We start from the raw sequence: 22531 nt of genomic DNA on the forward strand, positions 1-22531 counted from the left end.
GCGAGTAATGAAGCTTGCAATCATTGGATGCGGGGAAGTGGGACGGCTCTATGCCGCAGCCGCTGCCCCCCACTTCGAACTGGTCCTGTGTGACGCCTACCCGTCGGCGGCCGCGCAGGAGCTGGCAGAACAACTGGGGGTGGAACTGAAAAGCTCCATCGGGCCATGGCTCGCTGACATGGATCGCGTATGGGCCTGTGTCACCGGAGATGTTGCAGTCTCCGTTGCCGAACAGGCTTCTGCACACACCAGCCCAGGAGCGCTCTACGCTGACCTGAGCACCGCCAACTCCGCCGACAAACGAAAAGCAGCGGAGCTGCTGGAGGCAAAGTCAGCTGAATATGTGGACGTTGCCATTATGGGCGCCGTCGGACTGACCGGAGTCAGGACGAACCTGCTCGCCGCCGGCCCGGACGCAGCATCCGCAGTCAAGGACTTCGGGAAACTCGGGGCGCCGGCAAGGGCCCTGGATAACGCCGCCGCCGGCGACGCGATCGCGCTCAAGCTGCTCAGGACCGTCCTGACCAAGGGGCTCGAGGCACTGGGCGTTGAGGCACTGATCGCTGCCGAGAGCCAAGGCGTGCGTGCAGAGCTCTACCGGGTGCTGGAGGACATCGACACCGAGGGATTCACGAATTTCCTCAACGCCGTAGTCCGCACCCACGTCCTCCACGCCGAGCGCCGGTTCCACGAAGTTGACCGGGCCATCGCACAGCTGGACGAAGCAGGACTGCCCTCATCAGTACTCGCCGGAACGCGTGAGCGCTACGAACAGACAGTCCAGGCGCTGAAGGACTCCGCCCCGGCGCCGGGCACAGCAGAAAACATCGACTCGGCAGTCTCCTGGCTGCTCGAATCCTCACAAGCTGCCAAGGCCACCGCCTAACGCAGCACCAACTTCGCGCCCTGCCGGGTGTGAGAGAACGTAAGGAAAAACAATGGATCTAGGTATCAAAGACAAGGTCGCCCTCGTACTGGGCGCCGGCGGAGGCCTGGGCGGCGCTATTGCCCGTTCCCTGGCCGCTGAAGGTGTCAAGGTAGCTGTCGCTGACATCGAATCGAAGTACGCAGATGTCACCACCGCAGCCATCAACGCCGCCGGAGGCACCGCCAAGTCCTTCGCGTGGGACCTTGCCGACGTCAGCGCAATCGACAAGAAGGTCGCGGAGATCGAGGCGGAGCTGGGCCCGATCGACATTCTGGTCAACAACACCGGCGGCCCGCCCCCCACGCTGGTCCACGGTCAGCCCACAGAGACCTGGAACTCCTATTTCCAGTCCATGGTCCTTCCGGTCATCGCACTGACCGACCGTGTGCTCCCGGGCATGAAAGAACGCGGCTGGGGCCGCATCATCACCAGCACCAGCTCCGGAGTCATCGCCCCGATCGCGAACCTGGGACTGTCCAACTCCCTGCGTTCAACCCTCGTTGGCTGGTCCAAGACCCTGGCACGCGAAGTTGGGCCGTTCGGTATCACCGCCAACATCGTCCTCCCGGGCCGCATCGCAACCGGCCGCATCACGTCCCTGGACGAGGCAAAGGCCAAGCGCGAAAACCGCCCGGTCGCCGAGGTCACGGCCGAAAGCACCGCCTCCATCCCCGTCCAGCGCTACGGCAACCCGGACGAATACGGCCAGACCGTCACGTTCCTCTCCGGAACCGGCGCCTCATACATCACCGGGTCGGTGATCCGCGTCGATGGCGGCCTGATCCCCAGCGTCTAACCGGGACCGTTCCCGGTCCTTTCACCTGGTGGCCGGCACACGCCGGCCACCACCCGAGAAGGAAAGCCACACAATGAAACTCAACCGCACGGAAAAGGGCGTCTACGCGATCGCCCCGACGCCTTTCCAGGACAACGGAGAGATCGATTTCCCCTCCATTGACCGGCTCGTCGATTTTTACCAGGACGCCGGCGTTAACGGAATCACCGTCCTCGGAGCACTGGGTGAAGCGCCCAAGCTCACCACCGAGGAAGCAGAAGCCGTCGCCGAACGCTTCATCAGCCGCTCGGACCTTCCTGTCATCGTTGGTGTGTCGGCACCCGGTTACGCCGCCATGGGAGCACTGTCAGCAAAGGTGATGTCCCTCGGCGCAGCCGGCGTGATGATCGCCCCGCCGGCCTCGCTGCGCACCGATGACCAGATCGTGAACTATTACCGCGGAGCCGCTGAAGCCATCGGCAAGGACACCCTGTTCGTCATTCAGGACTTCCCCCTGACCTTCTCGGTCATCATGGCAACGGACGTCATTCGCCGGATCGCGGTGGAGAACGAGAACGCCGTCATGCTCAAGCACGAGGACTGGCCCGGTCTGGAAAAGATCAGCCAGCTCCGTGCCCTGGAGGAGGGTGGCAAGATTCCACACCTGTCCATTCTTTGTGGTTTCGGCGGGGCGTTCCTGGACTTCGAAGTTGAACGCGGTGCAAACGGTGCCATGACCGGATACTGCTTCCCGGAAATGCTCGTTGACGTGGTCCGCATGTCAACAGAAGGCGACCGCGACCAGGCCCACGACCTCTTCGACGCTCACCTCCCGCTGATCCGCTATGAACAGCAGCCCGGCGCCGCTGGTCTGGCAGTGCGCAAATACATCCTGAAGAGGCGCGGTGTTCTGACCTCTGACGCCCAGCGCAGCCCAGGCGGGAAACTGACCGAAACGGCCAAATCTGAAGTCGAGTACCTCCTCACCCGGGTAGCAAGGCACGACCCACGCGCCAAACTCGACGCCTAAAACCGAATAATGGAGCCCTGAAGCGCCGGTGTGAAACACGACCACCGGCGCTTCAGACCATCCAGGCTTCACCCTCGGCATAGCCTGGACGGATATTAGAGTGGGAGTAGCTTTCCTTGAAAGCTAGTCCTGTCCGAGCATGGCGCGCTGGGCGCTGATGACACTTCCTAATAAAAGGGGCGAGGTATGGCTCAGCCGAGCACGAAGGTCTATGACGTGATCCGGAGCCGGATTATGTCCGGCACCTATGCGCCGGGACAACATCTGGTCGAGACTGAGATCAGCCAGGAACTCAATGTCAGCAGGTCCCCGGTGCGGATGGCGCTCAAGCGCCTGACCCAGGAGAGCCTGGTTACCACCGAGTCGAACCGGGGCTCATTCGTAGCGCAATGGACCCGGAGCGACATCAACGAAGTTTTTGATCTCCGACAGATGCTTGAATCCCGGGCAGCGTCTCTTGCTGCCCAATCAGCCACACCAGAGGAAATCGCCCGGCTGCAGTCCCTCGTGGATGAAATGACGGAACTGGCAGAACGCCGGGCCGAGGGATACCGTGACGACCTGCACCACAACAATCAAGCCTTCCACCTGCTCATTGTTTCCGCCGCCAAATCACCGCGGCTGTTTCAGTTCGTCAGAACCCTCACCGACACATCCCTGACCCTGGGCACCTACTTCTACTACTCGGACGCAGACATCGACCGCAGCGTCCATTTCCATCAGGACCTTGCAAATGCCATCGCAAGCCGAAATTCAGCCGCCGCCGAAGCCCTGATGGCCGCCCACCTGTGCCTGGCGCATACAGCCTTCGAAGCAAGCCGCTTCGGCGCTGATCAACAGAGCGCCTAACCCTCCCCTGAGCCGGCAACAGCAAGCCCCCCGGTAGCCCGCGCGTCACCTCACAGCAGCGCTGTCCTGGCTGCCCGAACCCAAGCCACCACGCCTAACGCAGCACCCCGTGCGCCTCGGCGGGTACCTCCTGAGGACAATTCTGCTTCGCCCGGCTGCGATCAACGCCTCGATGGGGCCAGCGCCCCGAGGCCCTTGGCCAGGGCTGCCCACTGCAGCTTGAGCCCGAAGTCTTCATCGGCGACCGTGTCCTCCAAAGGCCGTTACCGGTGCCCCGCGTTGCCGAAGTCCTGGCTGCCGATGTAACCCAGGCCCGGGCGGCCGCCGATGCGCAGGCATCACCGGCCCAGCCGGCAAGAGGCCGGGAACCACTGAAGTGCAGAGCAGCCACTCTGCTTACCCTCGACCGACCGCGCAAAAGTACATTCGAAACACAATCCCAGCCGCTGCCCCTATATTCTCGCCGGTGCTTGACGCGGACGGGCGCAGATAGTACTTTATGTGTATTAGAAGTGATTTGCATCATATGGCTTGGAAGGCGCGGTCCGCGGTTTCTGACGGCAAGTTTCCGCCAAGCCCCCAATCGAAGAAGCTTGGAGCGCATCGCGATGACTTGTGCAAACATTCCGGGGCAACCAAGCCCCTGACATTCCATTCCAGGGGCCGCCGCAGCGGTCCCCAAACGATCCTGCGAGTAGCAGAATTCATCGGTTGAGAAGCGCTGCATCTCTGCCGTCATCACTTGGTGCCCGTGGGTGGGGGAGTGCCGAGTCCGACACGTTGGTCATGGCCTTGACGAACCGGCAGCAGTCCCGACCGAAGCCGGGTCCTGAAACCCTCTGCCCCACGCCACCTACAAACCGAACATAGATTTAAAGGAGACATCATGATCATCACACGAGTAAGCCGAGGGGTTCTGTGCACTGCTGCACTGATCGTTCCTGCACTGCTCCTAACCGCCTGCGGCAGCCCTGCGCCGAGCAGCAGCGGTGGGGGCGGCGGCGAAGGCGGCACACTGTCTATCGCAACAGGTGGCACGGGCGGGGTGTTCTACCCGCTGGGTGGTGGTTTCGCCACCGTGATCCGGGACAACGTCAAAGGTTATGACGCGACGGTCCAGGAGACGAACGCGTCAGTGGACAACATGAAACTCGTCCAGAATGGCTCCGCGCAGCTGGCCTTTGGCGTGGGAGATGTCGTTTCTGACGCTGTCGCGGGCACTGCTGACTTCGAGGGCAGTCCATTGGACATCTGTTCGCTCGGCAACGTCTACGACAATTTCATGCAGGTTGTCACCGTGGAAGGGACGGGCATCAAGTCAGTTGCGGACATGAAGGGCAAGAAAGTCTCCGTAGGGGCGCCCGGGGGAGCTACGGAAGTGGGGGCCCTGCGGATACTGGAGGCCGCGGGAGTCGACCCTGAAACCGGGGTGGAGCGCCGTCAGTTGGGTGCCGCCGAGACAATCGCCGCGCTGCGTGACGGAACCATCGACGCGGGTTTTTGGTCCGGTGGCCTCCCTACAGGAGCGCTGATTGACCTTGCCAGTGATGGTGACATGGTGCTCGTACCTATCGGTGAATACGCTGAACCGCTGGCTTCCAAGCACGGTGAGTACTACATCAAGAGAGATATTCCTGCGAACACGTATGAGGGGCAAACCGAAGCTGTTTCCGCGATTGCCACGCCCAACATCCTGGTTGCCAGCTCCAAGATGGACGAGCAGCTTCAGCAGGACATCACCCGGGCCCTTTTCGAGAACGTCGAAGCCCTCAAAAAGGTACACCCCGCGGCGGGGGATATGAACGCGAGCACTGCCGGTGATGTCCCCTTCATCAAGGCCTGCCCCGGCGCCCAGGCCTATTTCTCTGAAAAGTAATTTTTGATGCGTCAGTCGCTCGTCGCCGCGGTTGTTTGCAGTACTGGCCTGTTGTTCGTAGTCGCTTCCGGATCCGGCACTGACTCCGGCACATCTGCACAGTCCCGGTCCATTGTGATCAGCAACGGCGGCGGCGAGTTGGCCCGCGTCCCGCTTTCAGGGGAATCATTCGCTGTCAGCTACCGCAATTCGATCTACGGAACATACGCCGAAGAACGCTACGCTGCTCAACCGGACGGGTCTTACCTCCTGGTTCAAATAGCAGCTGACCAGCTGGCGGTTCTGGAGGAGTACTACGCAGTGCCGAGTGCGCCTTCCCCCGCAGACCCAAACGACCGGCGCAAGTGGACGGTTGACCCCGATCCGGCACGTCCCGCGGAATTCACCAGCCTCTCGCTGGCGGCGACAGACCTTGGACAGCGCACACTGCATGTCCCCGGCGCCGCACCAGTTGAACTATGGAAACTGGCCGACAGCGATAACCCCTTTGTAGTGCTTAACCTCAAGGAGAACCAATGACCAAGCCAGACGGCGGCGACGGGGCGCGGGTTCGGGCATCCGACACCTCCATAAGCCACCACGCGCCCGACCCGTACGAACAGGTTGATCTCCTCAGGGCCGAAGAAGGCACTGGGGACAACCGCAATGACCGCGATGAAGACTCGATTAACCCGCAGAAACGCGAGGACTTCATTGATGAAGAAGCGCTCATTGCCGAGTTCGAAGCAGAAAAGCCTGCCCGGCACCTGAGCGGCACGCCTGCCCTGATTATCAAGATCGCCTGCGCCGGACTGTCTCTGTTTGGACTGTACTGGGTGTTCAACCCCATGCCGACGCAGTTCTTCCTCCCCATGTTCCTTGGTATCGGGTTGGCGCTGACATTTCTGGTCTACCGCGGCTGGGGCCGCTCAGCCAAAGCAAAGGAAACGGGAAGGTCCGACAACCCGCACTGGGCTGACTGGCTGCTGGCGATAGTGGCTCTCATCCCTTTTATCTACATCGTTTCCGATTGGGACAGCTTCTTCAGACGCGCCATCACCCCAACCTACCTGGACCTGATCATGGGGCTGATTGCCATCCTGGTCACCCTCGAGGCCTCGCGACGGACAGTGGGCATCCTTGTCCCGGTAGTGGTGCTGGGCTTCTTTGCCTACGCAAGCTTCGGATCCTGGGTTCCGGCCCCTTTCAACACCTCCTCCTTCGACTGGATCCGGCTGATTGGCCACAACGTCATGGGAACGCAAGGTCTTTTCGGGGTACCGACAGAAGTCGCTGCGACCTACATCATCCTGTTCACCATCTACGGGGCGGTGCTGGGTGCCTCCGGTGCCACGAAATTCTTCATCGACCTCTCATTCTCCGCGTTCGGGCAGTCAAAATCAGGCCCTGGCCGTACCGTCACCCTGGCAGGCTTCCTGCTCGGAACGGTCTCAGGTTCGGGCGTGGCCACCACCGTGACGCTGGGCGGAATCTCCTGGCCCCTGCTGCGAAAAGCCGGCTACCCCCGCGAACACGGCGGCGCAGTGCTGGCCGCAGCAGGCATCGGTGCCATCATGTCACCACCCACCTTGGGCGCCGCAGCATTCATCATCGCCGCCCTACTCGGAGTTTCCTACCTCCAGGTGCTGATCTGGGCCACCATCCCGACCCTGCTCTACTACTTCGGCATCATCATCGCCATCGAGATGGACGCCCGCCGGTTCAAAACCAAAGCCGTCGAAATGGACGTGAAGCCCGTAGGGAAGTTGCTCCTGCGCTTCGGATACCACTTCAGCTCCCTGGCAGCCATCGTCGTATTCATGGCAATGGGCATGACCCCGTTCCGAGCCGTAGTCTTCGCTACCGGACTGGCCTTCATCCTCAGCTTCTTCGACCGCGAATCCCGCATGTACGCCAAGCGCATCTTCGATGCCATCGCCACCGGAGCAACGGGAGCACTGTCAGTCATCCCGGTCATGGCGGCAGCCGGTCTCATCGTAGGCATCATGACGCTCACCGGCCTCGGCCTGAAACTGGCCGGCATCATCGTGGATTTCGCCGGCGGCAACCTCCTGCTCACCGCTATCTTCTCGGCCATCTCGGTAACCCTGCTCGGTCTCGCGGTCCCTGTCACGGCCAGCTTCATCATTTCCTGGGTGATCATCGGCCCTGCCCTGCAGGACGTCGGCGTTCCAGGCTTCGCTGCCGCAATGTTCATCTTCTACTACTCCGTACTCAGCGAGGTGTCCCCGCCCACCGCACTCTCCCCGTTCGCAGCCTCAGCCATCACCGGCGGTAAACCCATACCCACCATGTGGCTCACCTGGCGGTACACCCTTTCGGCCTTCCTCGTACCGTTCATCTTTGTCCTTTCCGGCCCGGGCATAGGTTTGCTCATGCAAGGTGGAATCGGAACCATCGCGCTGGCACTTGGCGTTTCCCTGCTGGCTGTAGCCGCACTTGCCGTAGCCACGGGAGCTTGGATGTTTGGCCCAGCGCACTGGCCCGAGCGGGTACTTTGCGGGCTCGGTTCCCTGCCGCTGGTAACGCTTGACCCGCTTTACATCTCCATTGGAATAGCCCTCATTGCTGTTGGGATCCTGGTGCATTTGGTCGGGTTGAAAATGCGTCGCAAGGGCAATCACAAAGAGTCCGACCATGCCGGATCATCCGCAGCCGCTACCCCGGGCACGGCTACGAATTAGGAGGGTCTACGGCACCGATACTCGGCGCCCGCAAATTTCCGCGGGCGCCGAGTATCGGCATCTCCGGATCAATGTCCGGATTAGGGCGAAAAGCACTACTGTCTCGGGGAAGACATCAACACCGAACAGGGCTCGAACTCTGGGCGGCATCAGCCACAGTCGTCTGCAACATAAAGTCGGAAGGAACGCAAAATGGCACCCCCACCGCAGAGCACGGCCGGCGGGTTACCGCAGCCTCTGGCCGGGATCCGGGTCGCGGACTTCTCCAGGGTTCTTGCCGGTCCCTTGTGCACGATGATGCTGGCCGACTACGGCGCGGAAGTGATCAAGATTGAAAGCCCCGCCGGAGACGATACCCGGGCATGGGTCCCGCCCGTCGCTCCGGACGGCACAGGCACCTACTTTGCCAGTGTCAACCGCAACAAGAAGTCCGTAGTTGCCGACCTCAAGACTGACGAAGGGCTGGCCTATGCCCGCGCCCTGGTGGCTGACTGCGATGTCGTCATCGAAAACTACCGCCCAGGCGTCATGTCGAAATTTGGACTGGACTACCCGAGCCTCGCTCAGGACCGGCCGGAGCTCATCTACTGCTCAATCTCTGGATTCGGTTCAGGAGCCGGGGCGGATCTCCCAGGCTACGACTTGCTGATCCAGGCGCTCGGCGGCCTGATGAGCATCACCGGCTCACCGGAGACTGAACCGAGCAAAGCCGGCGTCGCTCTCGTCGACGTGCTCGCCGGCCAGAACGCCTTAGCAGGCGTCCTGATGGCCCTGCGTGTACGCGACGCCACCGGGACCGGGCAGCAGGTGGAGGTCAATTTACTCTCCTCACTGCTGGCAGCCCTGGTAAACCAGGGCACGGCCACGCTCGCCACCGGGGCATCCCCTGCCAGGATGGGTAACGCCCACCCGAGCATCACCCCCTATGAAACCTTCCCCACCGGAGGTGGCACCATAGCCATCGCCGTCGGCAACGACCGGCAGTTTATTGCGTTGGCCAAGGTCCTGGGCCTCCACGGGCTGGTGGAAGATCCCAGGTTCCGCACCAACGAACGCCGCGTGGAATACCGCACTGACCTGAGCACTGCCCTCAAAGGGGCGTTGGTCACTGACACCGCCGCTCGTTGGCAACAAAAACTGCTGGCCGCAGGGGTTCCCGCCGGTAAAGTCAACAGCGTCGGTGAGGCCCTGGAACTTGCCGAAAGTCTGGGACTGGCGCCCTCCGTCGTCCTCACTGACCCGGTTACCGGGCGGGAATCGCGCCAGCTCGCCAACCCGATCCGCCTGTCAGCATCGGCACCCGGCTACTGGCAGGTACCCCCGGCCCTTGGAGAGCACCAAGGCACCACGTTCGCGCACGCTCCGACCGTCACCACGAAAGGCCCCTAATGCCTGACATCAGCGACCTGATTGACTTCGATTCCCTGCTCACCGCAGACGAGCGTGCACTGCGCGATACCGTCCGGGCCTTTGTGGACAGCGAGATCAAGCCAAACATCGCGGACTGGTACGAGAGGGCCGTCTTCCCGCTCGAGATCGTCCCGGAGCTCGCCAAGCTGGGCGTGCTCGGCATGCATCTGAAGGGCTACGGCTGCGCCGGGCGCTCCGCCGTCGACTATGGCTTGGCGGGCGCAGAGCTCGAAGCCGGCGATTCCGGTCTGCGCACCTTCGTCTCGGTTCAGGGCTCACTGGCCATGAGCGCCATCTACAAGCACGGCTCCGAAGAACAGAAGCAAGAGTGGCTGCCTGCAATGGCCAAAGGTGAAGCAATAGGCTGCTTCGGACTGACCGAACCCACGGCAGGATCGGATCCGGGCAGCATGACAACTTTCGCCCGCCGCCAGGGCAATGACTGGGTGCTTAACGGCGCCAAACGCTGGATCGGTCTAGCGTCCGTCGCCAAGATCGCCGTTATCTGGGCGCAGACTGAGGAAGGAGTGCGCGGCTTCGTCGTACCTACGTCCGCCCCGGGGTTTACAGCCACCCCCATCGAACAGAAGCTGTCCATGCGCGCCTCCATCCAGTGCGACATCGACCTCACCAACGTGCGCCTGCCCGAATCAGCCGTGCTGCCGAACGTCAAAGGTCTCAAGGGCCCCTTCTCATGCCTCAACGAAGCCCGCTACGGAATCATCTGGGGCGCCATGGGCGCGGCCCGTGACGCGTTCGAGGCTGCCCTGGATTACTCCAAGGAACGCATGCAGTTCGACAAACCGCTTGCCGGATACCAGCTAACCCAGCAGAAACTGGTGGACATGGCACTGGAAATCAACAAAGGCTTCCTGCTCGCCCTGCACCTGGGCCGCAAAAAGGACGCCGGAACATTGCAACCAGACCAGATATCGGTCGGGAAACTCAACAACTGCCGAGAAGCCATAAATATCGCTCGCGAGGCCCGCACCATCCTCGGCGGCAACGGCATCACCCTGGACTACTCACCGCTACGCCACGCAAACAATCTGGAATCCGTGCGCACTTATGAAGGCACGGACGAGGTCCACACCCTCATCCTGGGCAATAAACTCACCGGCGTCCCGGCCTTCCGCTGAAGGGAACGGAGCCTCTGCCCTGCGAACTCCCAACCCGTTCGTCCATCACAACCGGCTCGCCGGCAACAGGCAAGGGCAACCAGGGACCGTTTCTCAGGATGACAGCGTAGGCAACTCCTTTGCAGCCTACCCCTGCCTGTTTTGAAACGCCGGTAACGGATAGTCGGTCAACCTGCCTCGGCCGGACAAACCCGTGCTTGCTGATTACGCGGCCGAAACTGGTGACGACACCGATCCGTCCAGGGCTGGGGTCAATCCAGGTTATCCACGGCTGGAAGCAGGAGCCGTTGGGGGAGCTCCCTGGCAGCAGTAGCGGTGGATAACCTATGAGAATTGTCCCCGGCCGTGGGCGGGCGGACCGGACTTCTCGTTCAAACGCGGATCACTTCCGGTTGCTCGGAGGACCAGGCAAGGAACCATGTGTCAGTTCTGGGTGTAGCCCAATCTGAATCATCAGACACCGCTTCATTAGAACAGCGAAGACGCACTCCTTGCCCGGGATTCAGCCCACGTTTTCGACTACCCCTTAAGGCTGATGGATCAGGTGTAGAGCTGCCTCGGCCAAGGTTGCGTTCTCTTTTTGGGAAGTGAATCTTGCGCAACTGCGCCTACAAAGAACTGAGCTGCGCTCATACTCTTGTGATGTTGGGCACGGGGGAGTCCACTCCGTCTGCACTGCACATTGCTCAAAGGAGAGTGTCTTTTGTTCCACGTTGTCGCCACGTACGGCACCAAGCCGGACTTGACCGAGGATGTCCTCGATCTGTTGAAGGACATGGCAGAGGCCACCCGCCGGGAACCTGGGAATGTCAGCTATGAGTTTTACCGCGGCGTCGAAGACCCGACGCGGATCGTGATTTTGGAGTCTTACCAGGATGCCGACGACTTCGATCGGCATAGGGAGAGCGAGCATTTCATAGGTTTAGGTGCCGGGCGGATCATTCCACGCTTGGCATCCCGCCACATTTCGACCTACACGTCAGTCGAGGTGCCGCATGAGGCTCCGTGACCGGCTGCGTGTCCTGGCCGGCGCTATTTCCGCGGCCTTCTGCCACGGTCTCTTTGTGTCGATGCCTGTAGCTTTCACGGAAGGCGATTAGACATGCCCCTTTAAAAACATTCCTCAGGTGTGGTCCGGATTGTCTTCCGGCGAGCCGGTGACTGTTACTGAACCTGGCCGGGGCTCGTACTCGGCCCGGGTGGATACGAAAACCGAGGATTCCGCTGTTGTGTGGGGGATCGATGACAACGGGCAGCGCCGGGCTTTTGATCACCGCGAAGGTGTCAGGATTACCCGCGCTCTTGACGCTACGGTCTTCACGTAACCCCCAGCACCATTTGTCCGGCAGCGACGCTGCTTGAGAATTAGGCTGGCCCCCGCAACACAGCGGGGCCCTCGGCGTCAGTGCAATCCCGGATGCGGCGCCTATTTAAGCGGCCGCAGACACTGTCTGCTCTGCAGGGTTGAGGGCTTCCTTGAGTTCGGTGATGAAGGCTTTGAGGTTCGCGGACCGGCAGTCCCGCCGCCACATCAGCCAGGTTTCCGCGGTGCCGAGACTACCTTCTATCTCGTGAACCTGGACGCGGCTTGCTCCGGGCAGCGTCTCGAGGAGGGATTTGGGCATCATGCAGATGCCACCGCCGGCCGCGACGCAGGCGAGCATGCTGTAGTACGAGGAGATTTCGACGATTCGTCCCGGGACCATTCCTTGAGACTCGAGCCAGTCCTCAAAGCGTTGGCGGTAGGAGCAGATGGTGCCGAACATGAAGGCGGTCGGGTGGGATGCCTTGAAGTCGTCATTGATCTCGGTGACCGTCTGCGGAGTGAGGATTACCAGATCCTCCGCAAATGCCCTGATGCCGGTGAGTGAAGGTACAGCGGGTTTTCCGTCAGAGAATGCTGCCGTGAGTTGCCCGTTCAGCAGGTGGTCGAACAGCACTCCCGAGGAGCCGGCTTCGAGTTCAACGTCGACAGCGGGGTAACGGAGATGGAAGCTTGCCAGTATCGGCGGTATCCGGATTGCCGCCGTGCTTTCGAGGGCGCCCAGACGAAATTTGCCGCGGGGTTCGCCCTGTGCCGTGAAGGCTTTGGCGTCGTTACACAGGTCGATGATCTTTTGGGCATGATCGCGGAAGAGTTCCCCATCGGCTGAGAGGGAGCTTTGCCGTTTGTCCCTGACCAGGAGCTTGACCCCAAGTTCGCGCTCCAGCTGCTGGATGCGGGTCGAAACGTTGGAAGGGGCCCGGAGAAGCTTGTTGGCGGCTTTGGTGATGCTGCCCGTCTCCGCTACGGCGAGAAAGATTTCCAGCTGCGAGATCTCCATTGTCCTCGTTCTCTCTAAGCGAAGTGATGCGCGTTGATGCATCACGTTTACAGAATGATGACAGTCTTCGGGATTCTTTTCAACCGCCCCCTCTGACGATCCCCGCTCCTTCGACCCGTAGCCGTCCCCGAGAGGGAAGGGCGTTCGGGAAGTTCGACTCACATTGCAGACCGTTCTGTTTTTGAGAAGTGAAGCTTCGGAAACTTCTTATTTATCAAAGTGACGCTGGCTTCTAGAGTCGTTGTTAGTCCCATCACATACGAACTTGAAGGAACACAATTATGGGCACCATCGAAGTTGCCGTCGCTAAGTCGACGAACCCGGCTACCGGCGAGGAGGTCGCGGCCTATCCCTATCTGGATGAGCGGGGCGTCGCAGGCGTTGTCCAGTCAGCCGCCGAAGGTTTCGCCGTTTGGCGGGAGACGTCACCGGCCCAGCGGGCTGAGGTTTTCCGTCGTCTTGCCGAACTGCTGCGCCGCGACACCGCGAAGCTCGCCGGCGTGATCACGGCCGAAATGGGCAAGCCCGTCACGCAGGCTCAGGCAGAGGTGACCAAGTGCGCGAACATGCTGGACTGGTACGCAGAGAACGGCCCGGCCATGCTGGAGGACACGGCGACCACCATCGGCCCGGAGGCCTACGTTTCCTATCTGCCCACGGGCACGGTGCTGGCGATCATGCCGTGGAATTTCCCGGTCTGGCAGATCTTCCGCGGTGCCGCCCCGATCATCCTGGGCGGCAACGGCTACCTCCTGAAGCCTGCGTCGAACGTGGTGGGCTGCGCCTTGGCGCTGGAGTCCCTGTGGGAGGAGGCAGGGCTGCCGAAGGGTACTTTCGCCGTGGTGAACTGCGACCGTGACCAGGTCCCTGCCATCATCCACGACCCGCGCATTACGGGCGTCGCGGTGACCGGCGGCACCGTCGCCGGGCAGAGTGTGGCCGCGGAAGCAGGGCGGGCTCTGAAGAAGGTCATCCTTGAACTCGGGGGATCGGATCCGTTCATCGTTCTGGCCGACGCGGACCTGGACAAGGCCGTCGACGCCGCAGCTACCGGGCGGATGGTCAACGCAGGCCAGGTGTGCATCTCGGCCAAGCGCATCATCGTTGAACGCCCGGTCTATGCCGAGTTCACCGCCAAGCTCGCGCGCCGGGTTGAAAGCTTCAAGGTCGGTGACCCCACCGACCCGGACACCTTCGTCGGCCCGATGGCCAAGGAAGAAGGCTTGCTGGACGTGGATGATCAGGTCAAGCGCTCCGTCGCTGAAGGTGCTGAGCTCCTGACCGGTGGTCACCGCATCCCCGGCCCCGGCACGTTCTACGCCCCGACCGTCCTGGCCGGCGTCACCGAAGCCATGACGGCCTTCAAGGAGGAGATCTTCGGCCCGGTGGCAACCGTCATCGCCGCCGAGGACGCCGAGGACGCCCTGGCCAAGGCCAACAATTCCGAGTTCGGGCTCAGTGCAGCGATCTGGACTGCCGACAGCGCGAAGGCCCGCGCCATGGCACGGAAGATCGACGCCGGCGGCGTTTTCATCAATGGCCTCTCCGTCTCGGACCCCCGGATCCCTATCGGTGGGGTGAAGAAGAGCGGTTTCGGCCGGGAGCTGTCCTACCTGGGCGTCCACGAATTCACCAACATCCAGGCGGTGTGGGACCAGACCCCGCTTAACGCCGCCAAAGAAGCAGCACAAGGAGTAGCACAATGAGCACCACCACCATCAACCAGGAACTCTTCGACAAGGGCCTGGCCACCCGCCGGGAAGTCCTCGGCGACGAGTACGTCCAGCGCAGCCTGGACAGCGCGGACGAGTTCTCCATGCCCATGCAGGAACTCGTCACCCAATACTGCTGGGGCGATGTCTGGAACCGGCCGGGCCTGGAACGCGCACAGCGCAGCCTGATCAACCTGGCCATGATCAGCGCCCTGAACCGGCCCCACGAACTGAAGGTCCACGTCCGCGGCGCCGTCCGCAACGGCGTCACCAAGGAACAGATCAAGGAAGTCTTCCTCCAGGTCGCCATCTACTGCGGCGCCCCCGCCGCCCTGGAAAGCTTCCGCCTCGCCCGTGAAGTCTTCAAAGAGATGGAGGCCGAAGCATGAGCACCATCGGCTTTATCGGCCTGGGCAACATGGGCTTCCCCATGGCCTCGCGGCTCGCCGAGGCGGGCCACACCCTCATCGTGGACGACCGCGACAAAGGCGCAGTGCAGCGGTTCCAGGACCAGCACCCCACATCCCGGACGGCCACGGACGTCAAAGCCTGGCAGGACGCGGACATCATCATCACGATGCTGCCCAACTCCGACATCGTCGAAGCCGTACTGACCGGGGGAGTGGCCGCGGCCGCCTCACTGAACACCCTGTTCATCGACATGTCCTCCTCCGAGCCCATCCGATCCCGAGACCTGGGCGCCCGGCTCGAACGGCAGGGGATGCGCTACCTGGACGCCCCCGTCTCCGGCGGGGTCCGCGGAGCCCAAAACGGGCAGCTCGCCATCATGGTCGGAGGCCGCTGGCACGATCTGGACCAAGCTACCGAACTGTTCGACGTGCTGGGCAAATCCGTCATCCACGTCGGCGACGCCGGCTCCGGACACGCAGCAAAAGCCCTGAACAACCTGGTTTCCGCGGCTTCGGTCGCTGCCACCGTCGAAGCCCTGCGCGTCGGTGAACGCTTTGGCATCGACCCGGCAACCCTGACCCAGGTCCTGAACGCCTCATCCGGGCGGAGCAACACGTCCGAGAACAAGGTCGCACAGTTCATGCTCTCGGGCACCTTTGGCTCCGGTTTCCCGATCGGGCTGATGACCAAGGACATCAAGATCGCCACGGCCCTCGCCGACTCCCTCGGCATTGATGCCCGCTTCAGCCACGACTGCGAGGCCATCTGGCAGTCCGTCCTCGACGCCGGACACGGCGCCGAAGACCACACGAGGATGTACGAATACCTCGCCACCCCCACCAAATCTTTCAATGATGAAAGGCAAATCCATGCGTGACTTCGCACAGGTGCTGCAGACCGCGACCCAGGACTTCGAGTTCAACCGCGAGATGCGCTACTACACCGGCAACCTTCACGTCGCCATCGGCGACAAGGCCTGGCTGGCCGCCTACGACGACGGCAAATTCCTCTCCGTGGAACCCTCCGGCACCGACCCCCAGGGCGCGGCGATCTGGATCAAAGGCACCGAGGAACAGTGGAAGGACATGACCGCCGAGTACCCGCGGCCCTTCTTCCAATCCCTGCAAAGCTCGTCCGCCAAACACGGCGTGCTGCTGAGCAACACCCACCAGCTCTACGCCTACCTGCCGGCGCTGAACCGGCTCATGCAAATCTTCCGCCAGCTCAACCGCGAAGGAGCGTAAAAGCCATGGCAAAGTTCGAACCCATCAAGGGTGGCTACGTCTACCTCACCGTCGAGGACATCGAATACCGGGTCTACTACGAAGAAGCCGGTCAGGGCATCCCGCTGATCGTCGGGCACACCGCGGGCTCCGACGGCCGCCAGTACCGGCACCTGCTCAACGACGAAGAGGTCACCTCCCGCTACCGCGTCATCTCCTTCGACCTGCCCTTCCACGGCAAGTCCCTGCCTCCGCACGGGGACAAATGGTGGACCCGCGAATACAACATGACCAAGTCCCGCATGATGGCCTTCCCCAACGCGCTCTCCGAAGCACTGGAACTGGACCGTCCCGTATACATGGGCAGCTCCATGGGCGGGCACCTGGCCATCGACCTGGCCTCGAACTTCAACGACCGCTACCGGGCCACCATCTCCGTCGAAGGCGCCCTTCGCTCTGCGGCCGAGTACGTCGAGGTTGGCATGGATGGCATCCGCCGCGAGTTCGACAACCCCAACGTCTCCCGCACCTCCACCGGTGCGGCGATGATGCTGAACATCTCCCCGTACTCCCCCGAGGAGAACGTCCGGGAGATCCAGTGGGAGTACCAGTGCGGCGGGCCCGGTGTTTTCGCCGGGGACCTCTATTACTACTACTACGACCACAACGTCAGCCCTGAAGAAGCCGCAGCGATCGACACAAGCAAGTGCATGCTGTACTTCCTGACCGGCGAATACGACCCCAACACCTCCCCGGCGGACACCAAGGAAGCCGCGAATCTGGTCAAGGGCTCCAAGTTCTGGGAAATGCCCAAGCTCGGCCACTTCCCGGTCACCGAAAACTACGACGAGTTCCGCAAGTTCCTCCTGCCGATCCTGGAAGAAATCGAAGGCAAGTCCGCCTAGGACCCGCCTTCACGGCGGGCCGGCACTGACCGGCCCGCCGGTCACGGCGCCGACCATCCGGCGCACCACCGCACTGCAGGGCCCTGCTGCCGCCACGTCCGTAGGCAGTCACGCCCAAAAACAGGTGTAATCCCCATCACATTCATCAGTACCCATCAATGGAGCTGGAACATGTCCTCAACAAACGCCACGGCTTGGCGGCCGGCGCACGTCACCAACCGGCAGATCAAATTCGCGACCATCCTTTGCTTCCTGGCATGGGCGTTCGCGGTCTATGACTTCATCCTCTTCGGCACGCTGCTGCCCGAACTCGGCAAAGACCTCGGTATGAACGAAGCCGAACAGGCCACCATGGTGACCTGGATGTCCGTCGGCGCCGTGGGCATGGGCCTCATTGCAGGACCAGTCGTGGACAAGTTCGGTCGTAAAGCCGGCCTCGCCTTCACCACCGCCGGAGCAGGCATCGCCTCTGCACTGACCGCCCTCGGCGGGATCGTTCCTGTCTCCGTCCTGATCGCCATCAGGTCCCTCAGCGGTTTGGGCCTGTCCGAACAAGGCGTCAACGGCGCCTACCTCAGCGAGCTCTACGGTGCCTCCGATGACCCGCGGATCAAGAAGCGCCAAGGATTCATCTACTCCCTGGTTCAGGGTGGCTGGCCGATCGGTGCCATCCTCGCCGCGGCGCTGACCGCAGTTCTGCTTCCAGTCATCGGCTGGGCCGGCTGCTTCGTCTTCGCCGCCATCCCCTCCCTGATCGTCGCGGCACTGGCCCGCAAACTGCGTGAATCCCCGCAGTTCGAATCCATCCAGAAAATCCGCCGCCTCCAAAAGGCCGGCAACAAGGCCGACGCGGAAAACCTCTCCGCCGCACTCGGGATCGAAGAGCACGAAACCCGCAGCACCCTCGCCGACGTTTTCCGCGGCCGGAGCCTGCGCACCACCCTGGCCTTGGGCTTGGGGCACATCCTGAACTACTTCCCCGTTCAGGTCTTCAGCGTCCTCGGCACCACCGTCCTGGTGAGCGTCCACAACGTCTCCTTCACCAACTCCCTGGCCATCCTCCTGATGTCCAACGTGATCGCCTACCTCGGTTACCTCACCCACGGCTTCCTCGGCGACAAGTTCGGCAGGCGCAACGTCATCGCCTTCGGCTGGATCACCGGTGGCATCGTCTTCACCGCCATGATCTTCGGACCCAGCGACTTCTGGACCGTCGTCGCCCTCTACAGCCTCGGAACGTTCTTCCTCATCGGCCCGTACTCCTGCGTGCTGTTCTTCGTCGGCGAAAGCTACGACACCCGCATCCGCGGCCGCGGAGCCACCTTCGTCGCCGCCGTCGGCCCCATCGGCGCCATCATCTCCAGCGCCCTGGCCGCAACCCTGCTCTCCAACGGCGGCAACTGGGCCACCGCAGCCTTCCTCTTCGGAGCCATCCCCTGCGTCCTGTCCGGCATCGCCGTCCTGTTCTCCCGCAAGCACCAGCACGTCGCGGACCCCGTACACATCCCGGCCGTCGCCGGGGGAGCCCCGGCCGACGAGACAACCCACTAACAACACGAGCAGGCAGTTGCCGGGGCGCCCACGAGCCCCCAGCAACTGCCGTCCAACGAAACGGACCCCCAAATGCCTGAAACCGCCTACGGCCGCGTGGCCGTCATGACCAGCCCCCGGGAACTCGACTACGCCGAGTACCCGCTCCCCGCCCCCGAGCCAGGCGCGATCCTGATGAAAGTGACCAGGGCAAATGTCTGCGGCTCCGAACTGCACATCTGGAACGGCAAGCACCCCGTCAAGAAAAGCGGTGGCCTCGGCCACGAAATGGTCGGCACCGTCGCCGCCATCGGTGAGGGACGCCCCACCGATAACGCCGGCCAACCGCTCAGCCCCGGAGACAGCATCGTCGCGACCTACTTCCAGACCTGCGACCGCTGCGACCGGTGCCTTGGCGGACAGCCGAACCTGTGCGACAACGCCTACGAATTCTTCGGCAAACAGCCGACCGAAGCACCCCACTTCCACGCAGCGTTCGGCACGCACTACTACATCCATCCCCGCCAGCACGTCTACAAGGTCCCGAACGAGGTCCCCGACTCCGTGGCCGCCAGCGCCAACTGCGCCCTTTCCCAGGTCACCTTCGGCATCGACCAGATCGGCCTGCAGTATGGCGAGACTCTGCTCATCCAGGGAGCCGGCGGGCTCGGGCTTAACGCCGTCGCCGTGGCCAAGGAGCGCGGCGCGGAGGTGATCGTCATCGATCCTTCCGAATCCCGGCTCGAACAGGCCCGGCGCTTCGGGGCCGCCCACACGATCAACATGGCAGAAATCCCTGACCTGGAGGACAGGATCGCCGCTATCCAGGACCTCACGGGGGGCCAAGGCCCCGACGTCGCCATTGAGCTGACCGGCGTCCCCGACGCCTTCGCTGAGGGACTGCGGCAGATCCGGCGCGGCGGACGCTACCTGGTGATGGGCAACCTTTCTCCCGGCCGGACCGTTCCGTTTGATCCCGGCTACGTCACCCGAAAAGCTCTGACCATCAAGCACGTGGACCGCTACGAAGGCCGCTACCTCTACAAGTCCCTGGCCTTCCTCGCAGAGCATCGGGAAAAATACCCCTTTGACGCCATGATCGACGCGACCTTCACCCTGGACGGTGTCGAAGAAGCCCTGGAAAAGTCACTCGCCCGCGAAGTCACCCGCGCCGCGATCCTCATGGACAACGCAACAGCCTGAGCCGGCGACAAATCCTTCCCCCTGCATCCTGACAAGGAACGACCATGACAACAGCACACCTCGCCGGCCTGACCCCTGATCAGGTCCGCCGCAAAAGCCTGATCTCCGGCACCGTCGGAGCGATCATCGAATGGTACGAATACACCGTCTACGGCACCGCCGCCGCCCTCGTCTTCGGCACCCTGTTCTTCCCCTCGAGCGAACCCGGCGTCTCCCAGATCGCCGCACTCGCAAGCTTCGGCGTCGGCTTCCTCGCCCGTCCCGTCGGCGCCTTCGTTTCCGGCCACCTCGGTGACCGGATTGGACGTAAATCCACCCTGATTCTGACCTTCCTCATTATGAGCGTCTCCACGGCCGCCATCGGGCTGCTCCCCACCTATCAGAGCGTCGGGTTCTGGGCTCCGGTCCTGCTGTGCGTTCTTCGCCTCACCCAAGGCTTCGCCGTCGGCGGCGAATGGGGAGGCGCGGCGATCATCGCCGTCGAAAACGCCCCGAAGGGACGCCGCGGATTCTTCGGAGCCTGGCCCCAGATCGGTGTCTCCTGCGGCCTGCTCCTCGGCACCGGTGCCGTCGCCATTTCCCAGGCCATATCGGGGGACCAGTTCATCGTCTGGGGCTGGCGCCTGCCCTTCCTCGTCAGCGTGGTGCTGGCCGCCGTTGGCCTCTACATTCGCCTCAACGCGAGCGAAAGCCCGGCCTTCCTCGCCGCCAAAGCAGAAGCCGAACGGAAACAGGAAAAGCAAAAAGCGCCGATCCCGGTCGTGTTCAAAGAGCACCGCAGGTCCCTGGTCATCGCACTGTTTTCACGCTTTGCCGAAGCAGGAAACTACTACCTCTTCACCGTTTTCCTGCTCTCGTACGTCGCCACGACCCTCAAGCTGCCGGCATCCTACGGACTCGTGGCCGTCATGATCGGATCGGCCCTGAACATCGCCATGATTCCCGTCTTCGGCGCCATCTCAGACCGCATCGGCCGCAAGAACACCTTCTTCTTCGGCGCAAGCGTCATCATCGTCAGCGCCTGGCCCATCTTCGCCATGATCCAAACCGGCAACCCGTTCGCGATCATCGCCGGCGTAGCCATCTTCCTCACCCTCGGCCACGCTGCCGTCTACTCCGTGCTCCCCGCTTTCTACTGCGAACTGTTCCCCACCGAAGTGCGCTACACAGGCATCTCCGTCGGATACCAGACCGCAGCCATCCTTCTGGCCGGATTTACCCCGGTCATCGCCAGCGCCCTCGTCCTCTGGTCAGGCGGCACCTGGCCCCTGGTCGCCATCATCGTCCTGACAACCCTCATCGCGGTAGCCGCTGTCGCAGCTGCCAAAGAATCAAAGGACCTCGACCTGGACACCATCGGAAAAGCACCGGCAACCTTTAACGCCGAGCCCAACCCTAGGACCCGTACCCGCTGACCTCCAACACGCTGGACCGGGCAAACGCCCGGGCAGGAAGACGACGGGTCCCACGGCTAACGGTGGGCCCGTCGTCTTCCTGCGGGTGCGGGGCGTGGTCATGGGCAGTGCGCAGTCACGTGACGCAACTCGAGTCAGGCGGGCGGACCGCAAAGGCGGCCGCCGCCACGAGTATCTAATAACATCCCCTCCGTGGCCACTTTCCCGGCTTCAGCCGGCGGTAGGTGCCACCGGTCCGAAGATTTCCTCAGACAGGATGCGGGTGCCTTCGGTGACGCCGGAGAGGATGGTGGGCTGGTAGAAGTAGCCCACGCCCCCACCGGGCCGCTGCCTAGGACGGCTTTCGCGCCGGCGGTGGAGGAACCGGTGGCGACTCCGATCCCGTCCATGGCTGGGGTCAATTCAGGTTATCCACGCCTTGGAAATTGGGAGCCGTGGGGGGTAGCTCCATGGCAGCAGCAGCCGTGGATAACCTATGAAAATTGTCCCCGGCTGTGGGCGGCGGCCGGACGGGACGCCTCGTTCGAACGTAGACCAATTCCGGTTGTTCCTGGGACCAGGCAAGCAGTCTGTGTCAGCTTTGGGTGTGCCTCATCTGGACGAGCTCCCCGCCCCGGGCGTAATGTCTAGCACCGCGTATAGGCTGCGGATGAGTTCGGCCGCTTCGGTTTGGAGTGCGGGCGGGTCGTTTTTTGACCAGGCTAGGTAGACGGGGACTGGCGGCGCGTCTCGGACGGGCCGGTAGACCAGGCCGGCCCTTCGGTATTGGTGGGCGGTGGATTCGGCGGTTATGCCCCGGGCTTTGCCGCTGCCGATGACCGTTAGCCAGTCGTCCACGTCATTGGTGATTACCGTCTGAACGGGTTGCTTTCCTTCGGGCCAGAGGTCTAGGCGGGTGCTTCCGGTTCGTACATCAATGGCCAACGTGGCATCTCCGACCTGGGCGAGCGTGACTGTTCGTTTGGTTGCCAGGGGGTCCTCGATTGCCATTGCGCAGTAGCGCTTCTCGTACCCGGTGAGGACGAAGTCGAGGGTTCCTGGTTCCGGGGTGCGGCGCAGGATTGCAAGATCGGTTGTTCCTTCGGCCAGCCCTGCGGTAGGGGTGTTTGTCCTGATG

General features: G+C 62.5%; 21 protein-coding genes and 1 pseudogene. 19 read left to right on the plus strand and 3 right to left on the minus strand.

Annotation, left to right across the window (positions count from 1 at the left end; genetic code table 11):
- The 11 genes from RIN13_RS17705 to RIN13_RS17755 form a co-directional block, all read left to right on the plus strand.
- Positions 1-886 (plus strand): NAD(P)-binding domain-containing protein (locus RIN13_RS17705; protein WP_309108635.1); only part of this gene is annotated, 886 nt, incomplete at its 5' end.
- A gap of 52 nt (positions 887-938) precedes the next feature.
- On the plus strand, positions 939-1724 hold the full coding sequence (locus tag RIN13_RS17710; protein ID WP_309108636.1) for an SDR family oxidoreductase: 786 nt from the start codon (positions 939-941) through the stop codon (positions 1722-1724).
- 73 nt (positions 1725-1797) lie between these two features.
- On the plus strand, positions 1798-2733 hold the full coding sequence (locus tag RIN13_RS17715) for a dihydrodipicolinate synthase family protein (protein WP_309108637.1): 936 nt from the start codon (positions 1798-1800) through the stop codon (positions 2731-2733).
- Between the two features lie 186 nt (positions 2734-2919).
- Positions 2920-3582, plus strand: a complete 663-nt coding sequence (locus tag RIN13_RS17720) for a GntR family transcriptional regulator (RefSeq protein ID WP_309108638.1) — start codon at positions 2920-2922, stop codon at positions 3580-3582.
- 886 nt (positions 3583-4468) lie between these two features.
- Complete coding sequence (locus RIN13_RS17725) at positions 4469-5458, plus strand: TAXI family TRAP transporter solute-binding subunit (RefSeq protein ID WP_309108639.1); 990 nt, start codon at positions 4469-4471, stop codon at positions 5456-5458.
- 6 nt (positions 5459-5464) lie between these two features.
- A complete protein-coding gene (locus tag RIN13_RS17730) occupies positions 5465-5977 on the plus strand; it encodes a hypothetical protein (protein WP_309108640.1) in 513 nt (170 codons plus the stop codon).
- The gene (locus tag RIN13_RS17735; protein ID WP_309108641.1) at positions 5974-8142 is read left to right on the plus strand and encodes a TRAP transporter fused permease subunit; all 2169 of its coding nucleotides are present in this window, start codon (positions 5974-5976) and stop codon (positions 8140-8142) included. The genes RIN13_RS17730 and RIN13_RS17735 overlap by 4 nt, the downstream gene beginning before the upstream one ends.
- 192 nt (positions 8143-8334) lie before the next feature.
- Entirely contained in the window at positions 8335-9531 is a 1197-nt protein-coding gene (locus tag RIN13_RS17740) for a CoA transferase (protein ID WP_309108642.1), read from the plus strand.
- Positions 9531-10691 (plus strand): acyl-CoA dehydrogenase family protein, encoded by a 1161-nt coding sequence (locus tag RIN13_RS17745; protein WP_309108643.1) that lies wholly within the window; start codon positions 9531-9533, stop codon positions 10689-10691. Before RIN13_RS17740 ends, RIN13_RS17745 begins: the two co-directional genes overlap by 1 nt.
- A 703-nt stretch (positions 10692-11394) precedes the next feature.
- Positions 11395-11700 (plus strand): antibiotic biosynthesis monooxygenase family protein, encoded by a 306-nt coding sequence (locus RIN13_RS17750; RefSeq protein WP_309108644.1) that lies wholly within the window; start codon positions 11395-11397, stop codon positions 11698-11700.
- A 148-nt stretch (positions 11701-11848) separates the two neighbouring features.
- Positions 11849-12016, plus strand: coding sequence for a hypothetical protein (locus RIN13_RS17755; protein ID WP_309108645.1), 168 nt, complete (start codon positions 11849-11851; stop codon positions 12014-12016).
- A gap of 105 nt (positions 12017-12121) precedes the next feature.
- Here the strand turns inward: RIN13_RS17755 and RIN13_RS17760 are convergent, their stop codons facing one another.
- Positions 12122-13015, minus strand: coding sequence for a LysR family transcriptional regulator (locus RIN13_RS17760; RefSeq protein WP_309108646.1), 894 nt, complete (start codon positions 13013-13015; stop codon positions 12122-12124).
- Between the two features lie 281 nt (positions 13016-13296).
- On the opposite strand from RIN13_RS17760, the gene RIN13_RS17765 reads away from it, so the two are divergent.
- From RIN13_RS17765 to RIN13_RS17800, 8 genes are all read left to right on the plus strand, one after another.
- Positions 13297-14721: an NAD-dependent succinate-semialdehyde dehydrogenase gene (locus RIN13_RS17765; RefSeq protein WP_309108647.1), complete on the plus strand. Its 1425-nt coding sequence runs from the start codon at positions 13297-13299 to the stop codon at positions 14719-14721.
- Complete coding sequence (gene pcaC, locus RIN13_RS17770; protein ID WP_309108648.1) at positions 14718-15116, plus strand: 4-carboxymuconolactone decarboxylase; 399 nt, start codon at positions 14718-14720, stop codon at positions 15114-15116. Before RIN13_RS17765 ends, pcaC begins: the two co-directional genes overlap by 4 nt.
- Positions 15113-16015, plus strand: coding sequence for an NAD(P)-dependent oxidoreductase (locus RIN13_RS17775; protein ID WP_309108649.1), 903 nt, complete (start codon positions 15113-15115; stop codon positions 16013-16015). Before pcaC ends, RIN13_RS17775 begins: the two co-directional genes overlap by 4 nt.
- Positions 16008-16382, plus strand: a complete 375-nt coding sequence (locus RIN13_RS17780) for a hypothetical protein (protein ID WP_309108650.1) — start codon at positions 16008-16010, stop codon at positions 16380-16382. Before RIN13_RS17775 ends, RIN13_RS17780 begins: the two co-directional genes overlap by 8 nt.
- A 5-nt stretch (positions 16383-16387) precedes the next feature.
- Positions 16388-17266, plus strand: a complete 879-nt coding sequence (locus RIN13_RS17785; protein ID WP_309108651.1) for an alpha/beta hydrolase — start codon at positions 16388-16390, stop codon at positions 17264-17266.
- A gap of 171 nt (positions 17267-17437) precedes the next feature.
- The gene (locus RIN13_RS17790) at positions 17438-18817 is read left to right on the plus strand and encodes an MFS transporter (RefSeq protein ID WP_309108652.1); all 1380 of its coding nucleotides are present in this window, start codon (positions 17438-17440) and stop codon (positions 18815-18817) included.
- A 72-nt stretch (positions 18818-18889) separates the two neighbouring features.
- Positions 18890-19999, plus strand: a complete 1110-nt coding sequence (locus tag RIN13_RS17795; protein WP_309108653.1) for a zinc-binding dehydrogenase — start codon at positions 18890-18892, stop codon at positions 19997-19999.
- 44 nt (positions 20000-20043) lie between these two features.
- A complete protein-coding gene (locus RIN13_RS17800) occupies positions 20044-21414 on the plus strand; it encodes an MFS transporter (RefSeq protein ID WP_309108654.1) in 1371 nt (456 codons plus the stop codon).
- 222 nt (positions 21415-21636) lie between these two features.
- Here the strand turns inward: RIN13_RS17800 and RIN13_RS17805 are convergent.
- Both RIN13_RS17805 and RIN13_RS17810 read right to left on the minus strand, forming a co-directional pair.
- A pseudogene (locus RIN13_RS17805) lies at positions 21637-21767 on the minus strand (aldehyde dehydrogenase family protein); the annotation flags it as partial.
- Positions 21768-22005: 238 nt separating this feature from the next.
- A partial coding sequence (locus RIN13_RS17810; RefSeq protein WP_309108655.1) for a LysR substrate-binding domain-containing protein occupies positions 22006-22531 on the minus strand: 526 nt, incomplete at its 5' end.

The sequence above is a fragment of the Arthrobacter sp. genome (assembly GCF_031179985.1).
Lineage (GTDB): Bacteria > Actinomycetota > Actinomycetes > Actinomycetales > Micrococcaceae > Arthrobacter.

Excerpts from the sequence above, each read along its gene's own strand:
- RIN13_RS17710 (WP_309108636.1), top strand. The coding sequence starts at position 939 with ATGGATCTAGGTATCAAAGACAAGGTCGCCCTCGTACTGGGCGCCGGC.
- RIN13_RS17715 (WP_309108637.1), top strand. The coding sequence starts at position 1,798 with ATGAAACTCAACCGCACGGAAAAGGGCGTCTACGCGATCGCCCCGACG.
- RIN13_RS17720 (WP_309108638.1), top strand. The coding sequence starts at position 2,920 with ATGGCTCAGCCGAGCACGAAGGTCTATGACGTGATCCGGAGCCGGATT.
- RIN13_RS17725 (WP_309108639.1), top strand. The coding sequence starts at position 4,469 with ATGATCATCACACGAGTAAGCCGAGGGGTTCTGTGCACTGCTGCACTG.
- RIN13_RS17730 (WP_309108640.1), top strand. The coding sequence starts at position 5,465 with ATGCGTCAGTCGCTCGTCGCCGCGGTTGTTTGCAGTACTGGCCTGTTG.
- RIN13_RS17735 (WP_309108641.1), top strand. The coding sequence starts at position 5,974 with ATGACCAAGCCAGACGGCGGCGACGGGGCGCGGGTTCGGGCATCCGAC.
- RIN13_RS17740 (WP_309108642.1), top strand. The coding sequence starts at position 8,335 with ATGGCACCCCCACCGCAGAGCACGGCCGGCGGGTTACCGCAGCCTCTG.
- RIN13_RS17745 (WP_309108643.1), top strand. The coding sequence starts at position 9,531 with ATGCCTGACATCAGCGACCTGATTGACTTCGATTCCCTGCTCACCGCA.
- RIN13_RS17760 (WP_309108646.1), bottom strand. The coding sequence starts at position 13,015 with ATGGAGATCTCGCAGCTGGAAATCTTTCTCGCCGTAGCGGAGACGGGC.
- RIN13_RS17765 (WP_309108647.1), top strand. The coding sequence starts at position 13,297 with ATGGGCACCATCGAAGTTGCCGTCGCTAAGTCGACGAACCCGGCTACC.
- pcaC (WP_309108648.1), top strand. The coding sequence starts at position 14,718 with ATGAGCACCACCACCATCAACCAGGAACTCTTCGACAAGGGCCTGGCC.
- RIN13_RS17775 (WP_309108649.1), top strand. The coding sequence starts at position 15,113 with ATGAGCACCATCGGCTTTATCGGCCTGGGCAACATGGGCTTCCCCATG.
- RIN13_RS17780 (WP_309108650.1), top strand. The coding sequence starts at position 16,008 with ATGCGTGACTTCGCACAGGTGCTGCAGACCGCGACCCAGGACTTCGAG.
- RIN13_RS17785 (WP_309108651.1), top strand. The coding sequence starts at position 16,388 with ATGGCAAAGTTCGAACCCATCAAGGGTGGCTACGTCTACCTCACCGTC.
- RIN13_RS17790 (WP_309108652.1), top strand. The coding sequence starts at position 17,438 with ATGTCCTCAACAAACGCCACGGCTTGGCGGCCGGCGCACGTCACCAAC.
- RIN13_RS17795 (WP_309108653.1), top strand. The coding sequence starts at position 18,890 with ATGCCTGAAACCGCCTACGGCCGCGTGGCCGTCATGACCAGCCCCCGG.
- RIN13_RS17800 (WP_309108654.1), top strand. The coding sequence starts at position 20,044 with ATGACAACAGCACACCTCGCCGGCCTGACCCCTGATCAGGTCCGCCGC.